The sequence below is a fragment of the Bacteroides sp. QWL-09 genome, from assembly GCF_058683585.1.
In genome coordinates this window covers 1551233-1566937 of sequence record NZ_CM178748.1, presented here as the reverse complement: position 1 = coordinate 1566937, position 15705 = coordinate 1551233, and the positions used below count along the sequence as shown (strand labels likewise).

Below are 15705 nucleotides of genomic sequence, written 5' to 3'. Positions count from 1 at the left end.
TTACACGTACGAAGTTTTGATTAATACCACTTTTTCCTTTTGAAATACAAATATACGATAATACCGATAACTACCATGAGTACCCACGCAAATAAATAGCCGTATTTCCATCCTAGTTCAGGCATCTGGTGGAAGTTCATTCCCCAAACGCCGGCGAGGAAAGTGAGAGGAATAAAGATGGTAGAAACCACAGTGAGACGTTTCATGATCTCATTCATTCGTAAGTCGTTGTTGGAAATATAGAGGTCGACTAATGAAGAAAGGGTTTCGCGACAGATCTCTATGGTTTGAAGAACCAACTGTAGATGGTCGTTGGTGTCGTTAAAAAAGGCTCGATTGGTTTTGTGAATCAGAGGGTTTTCAGATCTTAAAAGTCTGGTATATTGCTCTTTTAAGGGTTGAACAGCTTTTTTGATCAATAGATATTGGCGTCTGAGGTTTTGAATTTCAATGCCGATATCGTTGCGGTGGGTGATGACCAGCATTTTTTCTTCAAGATCTTCCAAGCGTTCTTCAATGCTAGTGATTGAATTGATGTAATTGCCTATGATACTATTGAATAAAACACTCATCAGATAATCGGATGTTCGGTTTCTGATTTTGAGAATGTTCTTCTTGATAGCCTCAATGATGTCGTCAAAAAAGATGGATTCGGCTTCCTGAAAGCTGAGAACGTAGTTTTCACCTAAAATTAGGCAAACTTGTTGCTGAGTGAGTTCGTCTTCTTCTTTATTAGACTGAAAGAGTTTGAGTATCAAGATGATGTGATGATCGAATTCTTCAACTTTTGTGGGGTGCTTCACATTTAAGATATCTTGAAGAGTCAGAAAATCGATCTGAAAATGGTTACAGATCTCTCGAATAGTCTCAGTGTCTTTCATTCCCTGTACTTGCAACCAGTTGATGCGATTGGGTAATAAAGAGTCTTTGATGACCGTAAATGAGGAGTCGGAGACCTCGGATAAGCTGGTTGCATCATACTGACAAAGGTGCAGATGCGTTGGGGTTTGACTATGGCCCGTATAAACCAGTTTTTCAGTTAAAAGATTATTTTTCATGCTTACAACTTCATTTAAAAAACGATTAGGAAAACAGAAAATAAGGACAATATAGCACTCGATGAAAACAAACGTACATAAAATTCTTTAAGTTTCATGACGATTGAGCCTAAATTCTTTATGACTAGGTGCGACTTGTGATTCTTAAATCAATAAATCAAAATTAATATTTTCTAAATGAAGTTGTTGCGGTTACTTGTTTGTTTTATCAACTGAGATCGACTACGGTAATGCCCGATCCACCAAATTGTACATGCTCGTCAGCGAAATGACCGACACCGGGCACTGTTTCGAGATATTGACGAATCAGACTACGCAAAATTCCTGTTCCGGTACCGTGTAAGATGCGGACACGACTCATGCCGACCAATATGGCGTCGTCTATGAAATAGGTTACGGCTTGCAGAGCTTCATCTCCTCGCATGCCTCGAACATCAATGTCTTGCTTGAAGTTTAGCTTCTTTTCGTACATCTGATCGTGTGTTTGCGTGCTGACAAAAGTACTTTTGGCCGCTTCATTGGGCTTGGGAGCCGATGAGGAACGTTCCAATCGTTCTAGCTTAACGGTTGTTTTGATGCTTCCAAAAGCAATCACGGCATTTTTTCCGTTAATGTCTAAGATCTCGCCGATACTCGTTTGCCCCTTGATGCGCACATATTCTCCAACGGTTAATGGTTGGGATTTTGTGACTGAAGAAGGTGCTGGCTTGAGGTTGTTCTTCGGCTCGTCCTTCTTATTCTTTTTACGCTCCTGTTTCTCGCGTAGTTTTTCCATCTGACGAGCGATCTTCAGCTCTTGTTGTTCTGCAGTACGTTGGTCGATTGACGATTTAAATGCTTCAAACTCTTTTCTGATCGTGCGGGTTTTTTCTTTTTCGGCTTGCGCTTCTTTGATTTCACGTATCGTGTTTTCGATCTTGGCATTCGATTCTTTGAGAAGAGCTTCAGCTTCTTCTTTGGCCTTCCGAATAATGTCTTTACGAGATTTTTGAACCTCTTCCATTTCTGTTTGATAACGGGCTAAGGTTTCTTCTAACTGTTTCTCGCGTTGGCGGATATTCTGGCGTTTGTTCTCCCAATAACGTTTGTCTCGTACAATGTCTTGTAGGTATTTATCGGCATTGATATATTCACTTCCTACGATCTCTGAAGCGTCGGCAATGACCTCTTCAGGTAAACCGATTTTGCGAGCGATCTCGACAGCAAATGAGCTCCCCGGATTTCCGATCTGTAATTGGAATAACGCTTGCATTTGGTGACGATCGTACAACATGGCACCGTTGACTACGCCTTCATGGTCTTCGGCAAAATGTTTTAGATTCTGATAGTGGGTCGTAATGACACCGAATGTTTGCTTGTCGTTGAATCGTTTTAAGACCGATTCGGCAATGGCGCCGCCAATTTGAGGTTCTGTTCCTCCTCCAAACTCGTCGATCAGGATGAGGCTCTTTTCGTTGCAGAATTTCATCATGTTCTTCATGTTAGTGAGGTGAGAAGAATATGTACTCAAATCATCTTCGATCGATTGCTCGTCGCCGATATCAATAAAGATGCTACTAAAGATGCCGGCGTGACTGCGTTCGTGCATTGGAATCAGTAATCCACATTGTAGCATATATTGTAATAGGCCGACCGTTTTGAGGCAGACTGATTTTCCACCGGCATTTGGTCCGGAGATGATAAGGATGCGTTGTTGCCGATTGAGTTCGAGGTCTAGTGGAATAACTTTTTTCCCATGTTTGGCTAACGACATTTGGAGTAAAGGATGAATAGCCATGGTCCAGTCAATCACTAGCTCTTCTTCTAATGCCGGTTTGATGCTCTTCGTTTCGATAGCAAATAAGCTCTTGGCACGGATGAAGTCAATTTCGGCTAGGAAAGCGTAGGATTGGAGAATCTCGGGAATCGATGGGCGGACGATGCTGGAGAATTCCGTGAGGATACGAATGATTTCACGTCGCTCGTCAGCTTCAAGTTCGCGGATGCGATTGTTGGCTTCGACCACTTCGGCCGGTTCGATGAAGACGGTCTTTCCACTAGCCGACTCATCGTGAACGATACCTTTGATCTTACGTTTGAGTCCCGGAGCAACGGGGATCACTAGGCGACCGTCGCGCATGGTGGGGGTGACATCTTTATCGACAAATCCTTCCGATTGAGCATTCCGTAGGATGCTATTGAGCGAACGAGAAATATTGCTCATGGTGACATTCAATTCGCGGCGGATGCGTGCCAATTCTTGTGAGGCATTATCTTTAATCTTACCATATTTGTTGAGGATGCTATCAATCTTTCCGATAAGTTGTGGAAAGACCATCACATCACCTGCTAATGTGGAAAGATTAGGGTAGGGGGATTGCCCTTCTTCGTCTTCATGATGGTGCAAGAAGCGAACAATATTGTTGATGGTTTCTAGTGATCGTCTCAGATCGAACAATTCTTGTTCGTCAAGATACATCCCTTCAATTTTGATACGCATCAACGATTGGCGTACATCAAAGAAATATTGATCGGGAAACTGATCTTCTTCTTGAATAATGCGGATAAACTCTGTAATGAGGTTTAGTTGGCTTTCTACTACGGTAAACTCGTCGGAGAAAGTCATTTCGTGTACCCGTTCTTCGCCTAACGAACTGATGCATTTGTTGACTAGTAATGTTCTAATCTGGTCGAAACCTATTTTGTGCTCAAAGTTTTGAGGATAAATCATATCTGTATTGCTTGTTACTCGGTGCAAAAATACGATTATTTACTGAAAAGGAGAAGAAGCTGTTATGAAATGGTTGCACTTGAGATAAGCGATTTAGAGAATAAAGGCTTGAATCATCAGCGAATCTTCAATGAATGGTTAAAGAATCATCAACGAATCATCAACGGATGGTTAAAGAATGGTTAGAAAATGATTTAGTGATAAACGAGATAAAAACAGTCTAAAGTTGTCGGTTTGTTATGAAAAAGCCCCGATTGATCGTTATTTGGTCTTGTTTTGTTGATTTTTTCTTGTTTTTGTTATTTGAATTTCTAACTTTGTTTTTCTCATCAAATAAATCTGTCGATGGCATCAATAGAACATTTCTTTCAACAACTGAGCACATGGCTATGGGGATGGCCAATGATTATCTTACTATTGGGTACCCATTTGTTTTTAACGATTGTCTTACGCTTTCCACAACGTAAAATACTAACGGCTATCCGTTTATCGGTTACGAAAGATAAAGGGGTTTCGGGTGATGTGAGTCAGTTTGGGGCTTTAGCCACTTCTTTAGCGGCTACTATTGGAACTGGAAATATTATTGGGGTAGCAACTGCTGTGGCCTTGGGTGGTCCGGGTGCTGTGCTCTGGTGTTGGTTAACCGGAGTTTTAGGTATTTCGACTAAATATGTTGAAGGTTTACTCGCTATAAAATATAGAGTACGTAGCTCGACTGGTGAGATGCTTGGTGGTCCGATGTATGCGTTGGATCGTGGATTAAAAATGCGTTGGTTAGGAATTTTATTTTCTATTTTTACTGCTTTAGCAGCCTTTGGAATTGGAAATACGGTTCAAGCTAATTCTATAGCGTTATTATTAACAGAGAGTTATGGCATATCTTCTTACCTGACTGGTGGGGTGATTTGCTTGATGGTGGCTCTTGTCATTCTTTTTGGGGTAAAGGGTATCGCTAGAGTTTGTGCCAAGTTAGTTCCTTTTATGGCTTTGTTCTATGTGTTAGGTTGTCTTTATATTCTATATGTGAATGCTGCTTATTTGCAAGAAACTTGTTCTTTAATTATTCATTCAGCCTTTACCCCGCAAGCTGCAGGGGGAGGATTTGTAGGAACAACACTGATGATGGCAGCTCGTTATGGTATTGCTCGTGGACTATTCTCTAATGAATCCGGCTTGGGTTCTGCGCCAATTGTGGCAGCAGCGGCACAAACCCGTAATCCTGTACGCCAAGCTTTAGTTTCTTCCACCGGAACGTTTTGGGATACCGTGGTGATTTGTGCGTTGACCGGTTTGGTATTAGTCAGTAGTATTATTGCTTATCCCGATATTGATCATACTCAAGGTGGGGCATTAACTAAAGCTGCCTTTAGTAAGATACCGGTATTTGGAACAACTATTTTATCTGTTGGTATTGTGACTTTTGCCTTTTCTACGATTCTTGGTTGGAGCTATTATGCTGAAAAGGCCGTAGAGTATTTGGGAGGGCGTCGTTGGATTAGGATCTATCGTGTCTTCTGGATTATAGCGATCTATATCGGTTCGATTATGAATCTTTCGTTAGTCTGGAATATTTCCGACACGATGAATGCTTTAATGGCTATACCTAACTTGATTTCACTGATTCTTTTATGGAAAGTGGTTGCTCGAGAAACGCGGAAATACTTATGGAATGGGCGACTTGATGAATATGACCGCTCAGAGTAGTCTGAAGAGGGGGGATTAAACGAAAATATTTTTTTTAGTGAAAAAAGTTTTCGAAATGTTTGTGAATTCCAAAAAGAGTCGTACCTTTGCATCGCTTTTAGAGAGAAGCACTTCTGAAAATGAAGTTCTGGAGAGGTGGCAGAGTGGTCGATTGCGGCGGTCTTGAAAACCGTTGTACCGCGAGGTACCCGGGGTTCGAATCCCTGTCTCTCCGCTGAAAGGTCTGGACAAAAACAGACAGTAACAGTACAAAAACCTACAAGTCAACAACTTGTAGGTTTTTTTTGTTTCCATCTGCCCGTCACAAAAGGGGGATCATACCGGATCATACGGTAATGTTCGGGTAATGTTCAGGTAATGTTCAGAAAAGTGTGTATGTTTTATTTCTTAGGCATAAATATTTCTCAAAAATATAATTATTCTGTTTTGATAAAAAGCTTTGATTCAAGAAAGTTGTAAATTGGATATTTGATAAAAACTTCGCAAAAGGTACTACATCACCCGCAATACTTCCTTTTTCGAGAGTTATCATATATTCATTCCGTTTTTTACCGGTATAAAATCATCCAGTTATATCCGCCCGATGTCAATATGGTATTTACACGACCGTTCAAATCCATATACGATAAAGACAAAGTGCCTTAATACAACTCGTACGCTTGCTTCCGATTTTTCTTTCAATAGTTCAAACAATGTTGTCACTGCTTTCTCTTTTGCTAAGGATAGGATTTATAGTCTTTTCAAGCTCAATATGTAAAAAATGTTCATTACATGAAAAAAAAACCACCGAAAGATTTGATATTCTTTGATTTTATTGCGACTTTTGTCATGCCAGAGTAATTTTATTTTAAGTTTTTGGTCGCATTAAAAGTATGGAATGTAAGTATATTTATCTCAGTAATCTTTCTGATTCGATTGGATTTTATAGTGGGTATTAATGAGGTGTACTATAGATTGATTTAAAAGTAAATATTTATGAGAAAATTTGTTGTGCTAGTTTTGTTTTTAACAACAACTGTTATGGTTGCTCAAAACAGTCCTACATTATGTGAGACAAAAATAGAAAAGAAAATATGGGAGGATATTGTAAAAGAGAACGAGGGTAATAATTTATTGGTAAAGGAAATAACTGTGACTCCTGGAAATATAAAAAAATCAATGTCATTTCAGGAAATGCAGGAAGTAACGGCTTTAAAAATAAATGGATATCTTTATCGTTCCGATTTTGATTTATCTTACTTATTCCCTAAACTTAAACATTTAAATATAAGTAATTTGAAATTTATGCAAGGGAAAGAGGTGTCTCAATACTTTTCCATTAATAATTATGTGAATAACTTAGAATCTTTAATAGTTCCTCATGTAAAAAAAGTTTGTGTAGATTTCCCATATACTACTGCAGTTTGTTATAATTCTGATATAGAAGAATTATCTGTTAATGTTCAAATATCTAAAAATCTAGATTTTAGTTTTATGAAGAATTTAAAAAAGTTCAGATTACAATCAAACTCTTGCGAATCTTTGATATTACCTGAATCTCTAAAATCGTTTGAATTTGTTTCGAACCGAGGTAATATAAAAATTATTCATGCTAAAATGAAAGAAGTCATTGATAATGAATATGGTTTTTTATCTGTGGATTTTAAGAACTGCATATTATATGTACCTAAAGGTTCTGTAGCTAATTATAGAGAAAAATTGGGATGGAGGAATTTTTATAATATTATAGAAGAATAATTATAACTTTTGAATTAAAAGTATTACAATAGCCCCCCCAAAAAAAAGTAAGCATTCGGGAGTATGTGCGAAAACTACTTTTAGGACACCATCCAATAAATTTTGTCGGATTTGCCACCTCATCTTTGTTCAAACAAATCTAGTTCCATAAATACCTATTTTTAATATATCTTACTTCATAATTCCACTGGTATTTTCCAAACACCTGCTGTTCTTGCGTTATACATACGAATAGGGCATTTAAATTTTTTCTCTATATTCTTAATATGTGCGTAGTCACTATCAGAATACACACCAATGTAAATACTACGAAGTCTGTCTGATATAGGTTGCTGCGCAGCTTTATTGATAGCATCAATAATATGGGTATCATTATCTCCAAAATTAAATCCAAATGTTATCAAAGTACCCGTTATTGAAGATAATGCGTCATAGCAAAAAGAAAGGTATCTGTTATGCACTATGTGTGTCAGTTTTTCTGTAGCATTGCCTGCGGTTACGAAAATAGGATACTCTTGCTTTTCCATTCTTGCTTTGATATTATCCAATAGGTAATCACCATCATATTCTTCCTTAATTATATCTATACCTGCATCAAATAACGGGAGCGCCCCATGTAAGTAGAATACAGATTGACTGTCTTTATGTTTTCCCCAACGGAGTTCTGAATATTCAGGTTCATAATCGCGTATAAATTCTCCATCTTCTAATGGATTTTCAACTTCTCGGCCAAAACCATCTCCAGCATTTTTGGACGTATTGCGCATTAAAACCCAATAAAGTAGCAAGTCGTAGTTTGAAGAAAAAACATATCCATCATTTGCTAAATAATCTTCTAAAAAAGCACAACAAGCAATACTTCTTTCTTCTGGTATTTTAAAAACATGCTCAGGATGCATTACCTGAACTGCATCAATCAAACTGTTTTTTAGTTTTTCGCTTGTTTGCTTAATTTCGTCAATAAAAGATTTTTCGGCTTTGAAAACTTTTGCAACATCAGCAAAAAGATCCAATTGTTGCATGATTACTTCAAAATTCTTTGTGTTAATGCTCTTGAACAGTTCTTTCAATAATTCATTTTCGGAATTTGCTATAAACGTACTTAGCGCGTTGTATGAAAATATTTTGGCATCATACGCCATACTAAACCCGTTGCCCAACAGTAAATGTTTAGTCCGTTTTTGTTTGTTGAGATATTTGATAATATCTTGGTATGTTTTCAGGCTATCTACACTCATCGTTTTATATCTTTTCCCACCATTGTACCATATCTGTGTCTCCAAATACATGTTCACTTGATCCTTTTTTGCTCTTGGCAATACCGTATGTTTTCATATCGGAACTAAGTTGTTTTGCTATTTGTGCATGTACCGTTTTGAAAGCTTCTCTACCCTTATAGAGTACAAGCATATCAATATATTCCGATTCATACTTTTTTGAGAATTTCTCAATAAAGTCGTGAGAACTAAAATCGTTTGGCAAATCTGAAATAATGTTTTTTATTTCAGATACATGTCCTTTCATAAAACTGCTGATACTCATAATGTCAATTATTTATATATAATATTTAAATGCTAATGGTGGTGCTTTTATATCTGTACTGGCAGTCAATATTTCACCAATTTTATCTGCAAACCTTAGCGTGACAGGAACACCATCTGCATAGATACAGGCGTTGTAGTTTAATTTTGTCAGAGCTAAAATATCCTTTAGAACTTGTGTTATATCAGCTTCGCCTTTATTTATCTCAATAAAAATTGGATTTGGGACTTCCATTGATAATGCGGTCTGAATTTTAGGAACATGTCCGACTGTCCATAGAAAAGCACTTTTATCATTTACAACAAATGCGTTACCTCTTAATATTGCAAAATCGCCCTCCGTTTTATAAAGTTTCAAGGGCTTTGTTTTTGTTATTGTAACACCCACAAGGTTTGTTTCCTTTGGTGTAACCTCCTTGAAGGCTTCCCATTCTTCAATATTGAATCTTGTCTTGGCATGAATGAACACTTCTTTGGGATCTTCCCCGTTTTGTTCTTTGTACGATTCTAAGGCTTGGGTAAGCAAAGCCTTTGCTTCTTTGGTTTTTAAATGAAATTCTCCCTTCTCGGGATTATACCAAGGGCCAATCTCGCCTTTAAATACAGTACCATCTCCATTGTCTAAGAACATTTGAGCCGCACAACAGGCATTTTTAGGGTTTTTGCTTTTTTCAATTTGTTTATATACCAACCCAAGATAACAGACCCCACTTCTAATATCAGATAATTTCCACGGTTTCCCTCCGGCTTTATAATAAACGGCGGTTGATACCGTCCAGGCCAAATGTCCTTCAATTTTTGTGAAATCTCTAATTGGTGCACCGAATTTATTGGTTATCTTTCGCCATGCCAAGGTACTTTCTCTGAGAATCTGAGTTGGTATGGTGTGTAATAGCAACCTCGCCTTTAATTGGTCATGAAATTGAGCATCATAATTATATACTTTCGCCTCTTGCTCCTGCGCTTTTAGCTCAACATTAAATTCTTCGAATAATGTAGGTACATATTGGAAATTCTTTGCTTTAGATTTAGAAATAAGTGCTTTTGTTTGAATTAAATCTTTTGGCAGAATAGAATTAGGACGACAATACTTATATATTTCATCTGGAACAATAACAAACCAAACATCAACTTTTCCCTCATCGTTTTTATTCGCAGCAATGATTTTGTTTATAAACAAGGTTACTAAATCATACGTCCGTTTATGCGTACTGTCATTATACATAGATTGACCAATTTCTTCATTAGTCACTTCTTTGAATACAACGCTTTTAGATTCCCATTTACATCCAAAAACAGCCTCGAAACCCGGAAACATCGGGCGAGTAACATTATTTGTATTGTAAATTGGTTTTTGGATTTGATTTAGGTACTCTTTAAAAATATCCAATCCCTCTTTTGTGGCAACAACTCCGCTTTTAATCCCATATAAAGAAGTTAAGGGACCAAAAAGACTAAGCCCATCTCTTACATCCGTACATTTCTGTCCATGCGCAAACAATACATTTGGTTCTTCTATGTAAATAAGTTCCTTCATTCTCCGGTTACCTCCATTTCTTCTTCATCAAAATTATCCAATCCATTCAAATCATCCAATTCAACTTCTTCTTCCAGATTTTTGTCATTTGGAATATTATAACTTACCTGTCCGACAAATTGTAGCGGGGTATTTGAGACATGTACTTTTTCTTCACTGCCCATCTCTAAGTAAAATGAGATGTTGTCATCCGAGAGATATTTTATGAATGCAAGCAGCCGTTTACGCCAAGCATCATTCCACCAATTTTTTCCTTGTTTTCTTCGAGCAGCATGTTGTTTACTTTTGGAATCAATTAATGTCTGTCCATCTTGCGTGAAGAAAATATGTGATGAAATCATTAATACATGATAAGGATATAACTTGGCTAAACTGGAAATCCCAAAGTGCCAATTTTTGTCCTTTTGTGTTCCTACTAATTGAACTTTTTCAAACTTGTCTTTTTCAAGTATGCCTTTTTTTATCCAATAACCCATTTTGTTTGACATTGGATATTCAGAGACTCCTTTATCTTTCATCCTTAATTCAAAAGCTTTGTTGACTAATTGAATTATTAGCCTTTGACATTCAGCATTACTAATGAATGGACTGGTATATTCTCCTGATAGGATTTGCGGGGTCGGTATTCTAATTGTTTGCTTGTTATCGTAAGTCTCCGTTTTGGGCAAATGATGCGTGAAATCATATTCCCAAGCAAAAGTACAGAGGTACTTTTTATATCGAATGGCAGGAAATGTCAATCTTCTAACATCAAAATCATTAGGTAAACGCCAATCATAGTTGTGAAACCTTAACTCGTCAGGGAAAGAGATTATAGGAAACCAATTTGAATCATAAATTTCCTCCTTTTCAATGACATGCTTATCCTGCAAGAATATTTGCTGATAGAGTAAATTGCTTTTATTGGGATCTGGATTATTTTTAGGAACATTTTGTTTTTCCAATGCATCAAGTAAATCTTGAAGTCCTTTTGCCCATGAACATTTGAAATCAATAGCATTTAATCGAACCAATTCAATATTAATGTCATCATAGGATAATTTGTTGTCAATGGCCAATGGAATAATAAACAAATCGTCCGTTAATAGTTTCTTTATTTTGGTTGCGACAGCTAATTCTTTCAAAACACCTTCACGTTGATTGGATACTTTTGATAAAACAATTAAGAATTTACATGTATTTTCTCGAATTTCTTTTTCAATACTACTCCAAAAATCTACTCCCTTTTGTAATTCCAGAATATCGCACCAAACATCATAGCCTAAACTAATAAGTTTTAAAGATAGCCATTTCGTAAAATCGTTATCGTCAGGCGTTGCGTGGCTTATAAATACTTTATTACGCATTTAATCATCTACTTTATTGTTGAAACAAGTAAATTTTTCACATCAACCTTAAGCGTTTTGGCAATCTTTACCAATGTTTCAAGAGAAGGTTGCGCTTCGTTAGTACACCAACGAGAAACAGTGGCTTCATTCTTCCTCAACGTTTCCGCCAACCACTTTCCTGTTTTATTCTGTTCTACAAGTACGATTTTTAGCCTATTATCTTTCTCATCAGTCAAATTATTGATGTGTTTTGCAAATATAATGATTTGCATTATGCAATATACCTTTAGTCCTCAATATTTTATGTAAATAAAGATTGGGAATAGAAAATGCAACTATTTCTCAAGTCTCAACAAATGTAAGAAAGCCTTATTCACTTCAATTAGCTCCAGTTCTTCTTTCGCAACCCTGAGACTTTCTACTTAGTTGGTTTGTGCTTTAGATTAATTATGCTGTTCAATAGGCTCATCAAACTTATCGGACACTCGTTCGACAAACAGAAGCAGATAGCAGAAAAAAACGAAAAACTAATATATAGCGAAAAGTAAAAATATCTACTTTGCCATTCTCTTAATATTAAAGTCATTTCTCCACTAATTTTTAGGCAAAGATACAGGAAATCACTCACAAGTAGCAAGGTCAGGCACTGCGTGTTTGCACTGGCAATCTCCACACCTGCGGGTAGTATTCCCTCTGAAAACCTTGCATGAAGTGAATGAATTTCCTGTGAACGTGAAAGCAAAAAATTAATGTTTCATTTTAAATTTTGCTTGTCATGAAAATAGATTATTTCAAGATTCCAGAAATCAAAGTGTCCTATAAGGATAATGTGAAAACAACCGAACGTTTCCAAGTTAAATGTTCTGAAGATACAGTACAAATTTTCAAGATTGCATTCGGGGAATGTATGCAACACCATGAAGAGGCCTATGTTATTTTCATGAACCGTTCTAACCGGGTATTGGGGATTTCCAATATTTCAAAATGTGGTGTGGCCAGTACATTGGTTGATATTAAAATCATTATGCAAACGGCATTGAAAGTACATGCTTCTGCAATCATCTTTTCACATAATCATCCGTCGTCCATTCTGCGACCAAGCCAGGAAGATATTCGGTTAACAAAAAAGCTAAAGGAAGCTTGTGAGCTTCTGGATATTTCTTTTCTGGATCATATCATTATGACCGAAGAAGATCATTACAGCTTTGCTAATGAAGGGCTTTTATAGCCCTTTTTTTGTCGAAATCAGATCTTATCCTGCTTCTTTTATGGTAAAACCCTCCCATAGGCAGTCATTCCACTAGGGCGGTTGATCATTTCCATTTCTATATGCAAAAGTATTTGCGGCTTCTTAACCTCTTTGAAAGTTCAAGCCCTAAAGGGTTTGATGCAAAAATCTTCCTGCTGCGCTTCGCTTGAGAGTATTTTTCCACAAAAACTTGCAAAGACTAAAGCATACACTTTCAGGTATATATGAAACGAAAACGACCGACCCGACGGAAAGACGCATATAAAAAAAGTCGGATTTACGAGAAGCAGGAAAAAAGGTTATGAAACTCAACTCTCTCACCTCAAGAATCCGCATAAACATTAAAAAATCAGAAGTCATGGGAGCAACAAGTTTAAGCGAAGCAAGAATTTATGTAGGTACATACGCAAAGTACAACGATGGCTCAATCGAGGGCAAGTGGTTTGACCTTTCCGACTTTTTGGACAAAGCCGAATTTTACGAAGCTTGTAAGAAGTTACACGCAGACGAAGAAGACCCGGAATATATGTTTCAGGACTGGGAAAATATACCGGATGAATTAATCGGCGAAAGTTGGTTGTTAGAAAATTTCTTCGACATCCGGGATGCAATGGACGATTTAAGCGAAGACGAGGAGGAGGCATTTTTAGTGTGGTGTAATCACGGTTCGCACGACCTTTCAACCGAAGATGCAAACGACCTTATTTCATCATTCAGGGACGATTTTCAAGGCAAATATAAGGATGAAGAAGATTACGCCTATGATATTGTAGAAGAGTGCTACGAACTGCCAGAGTTCGCAAAAACATACTTCGATTACGAAAAGTTTGCCCGTGACCTATTTATGGGTGATTATTGGTTTGAAGATAGTTTTGTTTTTCGGGCTTCCTGATTATTCACCGGGCGGGGACACCCGCCCACAAAACACATTACAATGAAAACAAGCAGTTTATTCAGGTTATTGTTCCGGGTGGGGTTGCTGGTTTCAGTAATTTATTTTCTGTCCACTTCGGCGGGTATATGGGCGGTATTGATAATTGCGTTTTTCGTTATCCGCTTTATCCTGCGGCTATTTGTATCTATATTGTGTAGCCTTTTGATAGCTGCGATTTTCATCGCTTTATTACTAACTTTATTATTGTAAATATATGGAATCACTAAATAAAAACGGAGTGTCCACGACCCAAGAGCTGGGACAAGAAAAATATGTAACGTTCATTGCGGGAGCGTTCAGGGGAACAGAATATTTTCAATATGATTATCGCCATACGGATGGAGAACTTTTCTCTACGGTAGCGAAAACGCTGGAAGAGTGCCGGAAACGGCGGGATGAATGGCTTGTTAAGAAATAGATAAATGGCGGACGGTAAACTTCTGCCCGCTACTTTTTCCATGAGCTGCTGCGGAAAAAAAGTAGCAAAAAGCCGAGAAATAAACCTTATTGCCTATGATAAACTTGAATTTTATTGCTCCGTAATATTAATAAATAATTATCTACATTGTAATCACCCCCTTCTCCATTTTTGATAATCGCAGAATAACTTTCCTCTGTTAGAATGGAGTAATCTATGCGTCCTTTGCATTTGTTGAAAATCTTTTTAATGAAACTCTTATTCTCAACATTTCCAATTAGATACAAAGTTTCATTTCCTGAATTGACCTTGCTAATATTGTTAATGTATACTTTTTCTCCCTGTGCAGATACTTTATATTGTTTTCCAATTATCCTTATGGCAAATTTGCAGTAAGTTCCGGTGAAATCACTAATAGAGTCTTCCCTGAATTTTCTGTTAGCATAGTTGTTTAGGTAATAAATCAACTGCTTAACTTCCTCATATATAACATTTTCATCTCTTTTTCGATTGAAAACCTTTTCTCCAAGAAATGTGAGTTCCTGTACTAAAATAGGATAGAATATTCCGGCTTTGTTAATATCATCATATATTTCGAATAAGTCTGCGATTTTATCATTGTCCATTTTTTCTTTCATGAAATCTTGAACGAATTGGTCTAGTATCTCTGATTTTTCACTTTTCAACAAATCGTAGCAGGCATAAATATCTAAAGACTCTCGTTGGTATTTTGCAATATATGACTTTGCTTTCTTTAAAAAAGCATTTGAAATAAAAACCATTGATGCGTTTACAATGTTTTTGTTCTGATTGTCGCTTTTGTGTAGTCTTATAATCAATTCGCCATCTTTGATATAGCTCTCAGGAGTTATGTTTTCGACATCAATCCATTGTATGTTAACTTTATTTACATTTAAATGTTTGACTTTTTTTGCAACCTTTTTTACGTAACTATTAATTTTCCCTTGCAAGTCATATTTGATATATGTCTTATCGAATTTATGAGTTATGTAGTTGAAAAATTTTGCTACTAAAGCAACAAGTTTCTCGAATTTTTCAGGATTTTTCAAATAATATACGAATAACCCAGCAAGAGTTATTGTAGATACAGTCCAAATTGAAATATTGAAATTTATATTCAAATTCTCAAACAAGTTAAATTTTGCGTTCATGAACATATTCAGTAAAAAGTTTTATTGCATCTGGAATATCACACACTAATTTTATATCTCCTGATTCAGGAAAGATTGAGTATAGGTTATCAAAGGTAATCGTTGTTCCTGTAAACTTACATTTGAGCCTCCCTTGATTAAGCTTTTCTAATAATCCTAATTTTTCGATAAGCAATCGTAGCTCATCATCATGTACTGTGTTTAAAGTATATTTGCTCATATTACTTCATTTTGAGAAATGATATTTTCTGCAAAAATACCCATAAAAAAACACCTGACAAAATTCTTATCAGGTGTTTTTCAACAGGTTGGCTAAA

Annotated in this window: 14 protein-coding genes and 1 tRNA gene; 6 read left to right on the top strand and 9 right to left on the bottom strand. The window is 36.7% G+C overall.

From position 1 onward, the window contains the following. Positions 1 to 20: 20 nt before the first annotated feature. Both corA and AC4PG5_RS06165 read right to left on the bottom strand, forming a co-directional pair. Entirely contained in the window at positions 21 to 1058 is a 1038-nt protein-coding gene (gene corA / locus AC4PG5_RS06170) for a magnesium/cobalt transporter CorA (RefSeq protein WP_492030541.1), read from the bottom strand. Positions 1059 to 1266: 208 nt separating this feature from the next. After that, on the bottom strand, positions 1267 to 3768 hold the full coding sequence (locus AC4PG5_RS06165) for an endonuclease MutS2 (RefSeq protein ID WP_492030540.1): 2502 nt from the start codon (positions 3766 to 3768) through the stop codon (positions 1267 to 1269). 345 nt (positions 3769 to 4113) lie between these two features. Here AC4PG5_RS06165 and AC4PG5_RS06160 point away from each other — a divergent pair, with 345 nt between their 5' ends. The 3 genes from AC4PG5_RS06160 to AC4PG5_RS06150 all read left to right on the top strand — a co-directional run bounded on the left by AC4PG5_RS06160 (position 4114) and on the right by AC4PG5_RS06150 (position 7209). Further along, positions 4114 to 5472 (top strand): alanine/glycine:cation symporter family protein, encoded by a 1359-nt coding sequence (locus AC4PG5_RS06160; RefSeq protein ID WP_492030539.1) that lies wholly within the window; start codon positions 4114 to 4116, stop codon positions 5470 to 5472. Positions 5473 to 5601: 129 nt separating this feature from the next. Next, positions 5602 to 5686: transfer RNA gene (locus AC4PG5_RS06155), tRNA-Ser, on the top strand. A 761-nt stretch (positions 5687 to 6447) separates the two neighbouring features. Then, positions 6448 to 7209: a hypothetical protein gene (locus tag AC4PG5_RS06150; RefSeq protein ID WP_492030538.1), complete on the top strand. Its 762-nt coding sequence runs from the start codon at positions 6448 to 6450 to the stop codon at positions 7207 to 7209. Between the two features lie 176 nt (positions 7210 to 7385). On the opposite strand, the gene AC4PG5_RS06145 is transcribed toward AC4PG5_RS06150, so the two are convergent. Genes AC4PG5_RS06145 through AC4PG5_RS06125 form a run of 5 tightly spaced genes read right to left on the bottom strand, consistent with a single transcriptional unit; the run spans position 7386 to position 11887 of the window. Then, a complete protein-coding gene (locus tag AC4PG5_RS06145; RefSeq protein ID WP_492030537.1) occupies positions 7386 to 8447 on the bottom strand; it encodes a DUF4917 family protein in 1062 nt (353 codons plus the stop codon). Positions 8448 to 8451: 4 nt separating this feature from the next. Next, the gene (locus AC4PG5_RS06140) at positions 8452 to 8751 is read right to left on the bottom strand and encodes a hypothetical protein (protein WP_492030536.1); all 300 of its coding nucleotides are present in this window, start codon (positions 8749 to 8751) and stop codon (positions 8452 to 8454) included. 12 nt (positions 8752 to 8763) lie between these two features. Beyond that, positions 8764 to 10287, bottom strand: a complete 1524-nt coding sequence (locus AC4PG5_RS06135) for an argonaute/piwi family protein (protein ID WP_492030535.1) — start codon at positions 10285 to 10287, stop codon at positions 8764 to 8766. Further along, on the bottom strand, positions 10284 to 11633 hold the full coding sequence (locus tag AC4PG5_RS06130; protein WP_492030534.1) for a toll/interleukin-1 receptor domain-containing protein: 1350 nt from the start codon (positions 11631 to 11633) through the stop codon (positions 10284 to 10286). Before AC4PG5_RS06130 ends, AC4PG5_RS06135 begins: the two co-directional genes overlap by 4 nt. Before the next feature lie 8 nt (positions 11634 to 11641). Further along, on the bottom strand, positions 11642 to 11887 hold the full coding sequence (locus AC4PG5_RS06125) for a helix-turn-helix transcriptional regulator (protein WP_492030533.1): 246 nt from the start codon (positions 11885 to 11887) through the stop codon (positions 11642 to 11644). Positions 11888 to 12390: 503 nt separating this feature from the next. Here AC4PG5_RS06125 and AC4PG5_RS06120 point away from each other — a divergent pair. The 3 genes from AC4PG5_RS06120 (at position 12391) to AC4PG5_RS06110 (ending at position 14216) form a co-directional block, all read left to right on the top strand. Then, positions 12391 to 12843, top strand: a complete 453-nt coding sequence (locus tag AC4PG5_RS06120) for a JAB domain-containing protein (RefSeq protein ID WP_492030532.1) — start codon at positions 12391 to 12393, stop codon at positions 12841 to 12843. Between the two features lie 379 nt (positions 12844 to 13222). Next, positions 13223 to 13756 (top strand): antirestriction protein ArdA, encoded by a 534-nt coding sequence (locus tag AC4PG5_RS06115; RefSeq protein WP_492030531.1) that lies wholly within the window; start codon positions 13223 to 13225, stop codon positions 13754 to 13756. A gap of 256 nt (positions 13757 to 14012) precedes the next feature. Then, a complete protein-coding gene (locus AC4PG5_RS06110) occupies positions 14013 to 14216 on the top strand; it encodes a DUF3873 domain-containing protein (RefSeq protein WP_492030530.1) in 204 nt (67 codons plus the stop codon). An 86-nt stretch (positions 14217 to 14302) separates the two neighbouring features. On the opposite strand, the gene AC4PG5_RS06105 is transcribed toward AC4PG5_RS06110, so the two are convergent. Both AC4PG5_RS06105 and AC4PG5_RS06100 read right to left on the bottom strand, forming a co-directional pair. Beyond that, positions 14303 to 15388, bottom strand: coding sequence for a hypothetical protein (locus AC4PG5_RS06105; RefSeq protein WP_492030529.1), 1086 nt, complete (start codon positions 15386 to 15388; stop codon positions 14303 to 14305). Then, positions 15372 to 15608, bottom strand: a complete 237-nt coding sequence (locus AC4PG5_RS06100) for a hypothetical protein (protein ID WP_492030528.1) — start codon at positions 15606 to 15608, stop codon at positions 15372 to 15374. The genes AC4PG5_RS06105 and AC4PG5_RS06100 overlap by 17 nt, the downstream gene beginning before the upstream one ends. Positions 15609 to 15705: the final 97 nt, after the last annotated feature.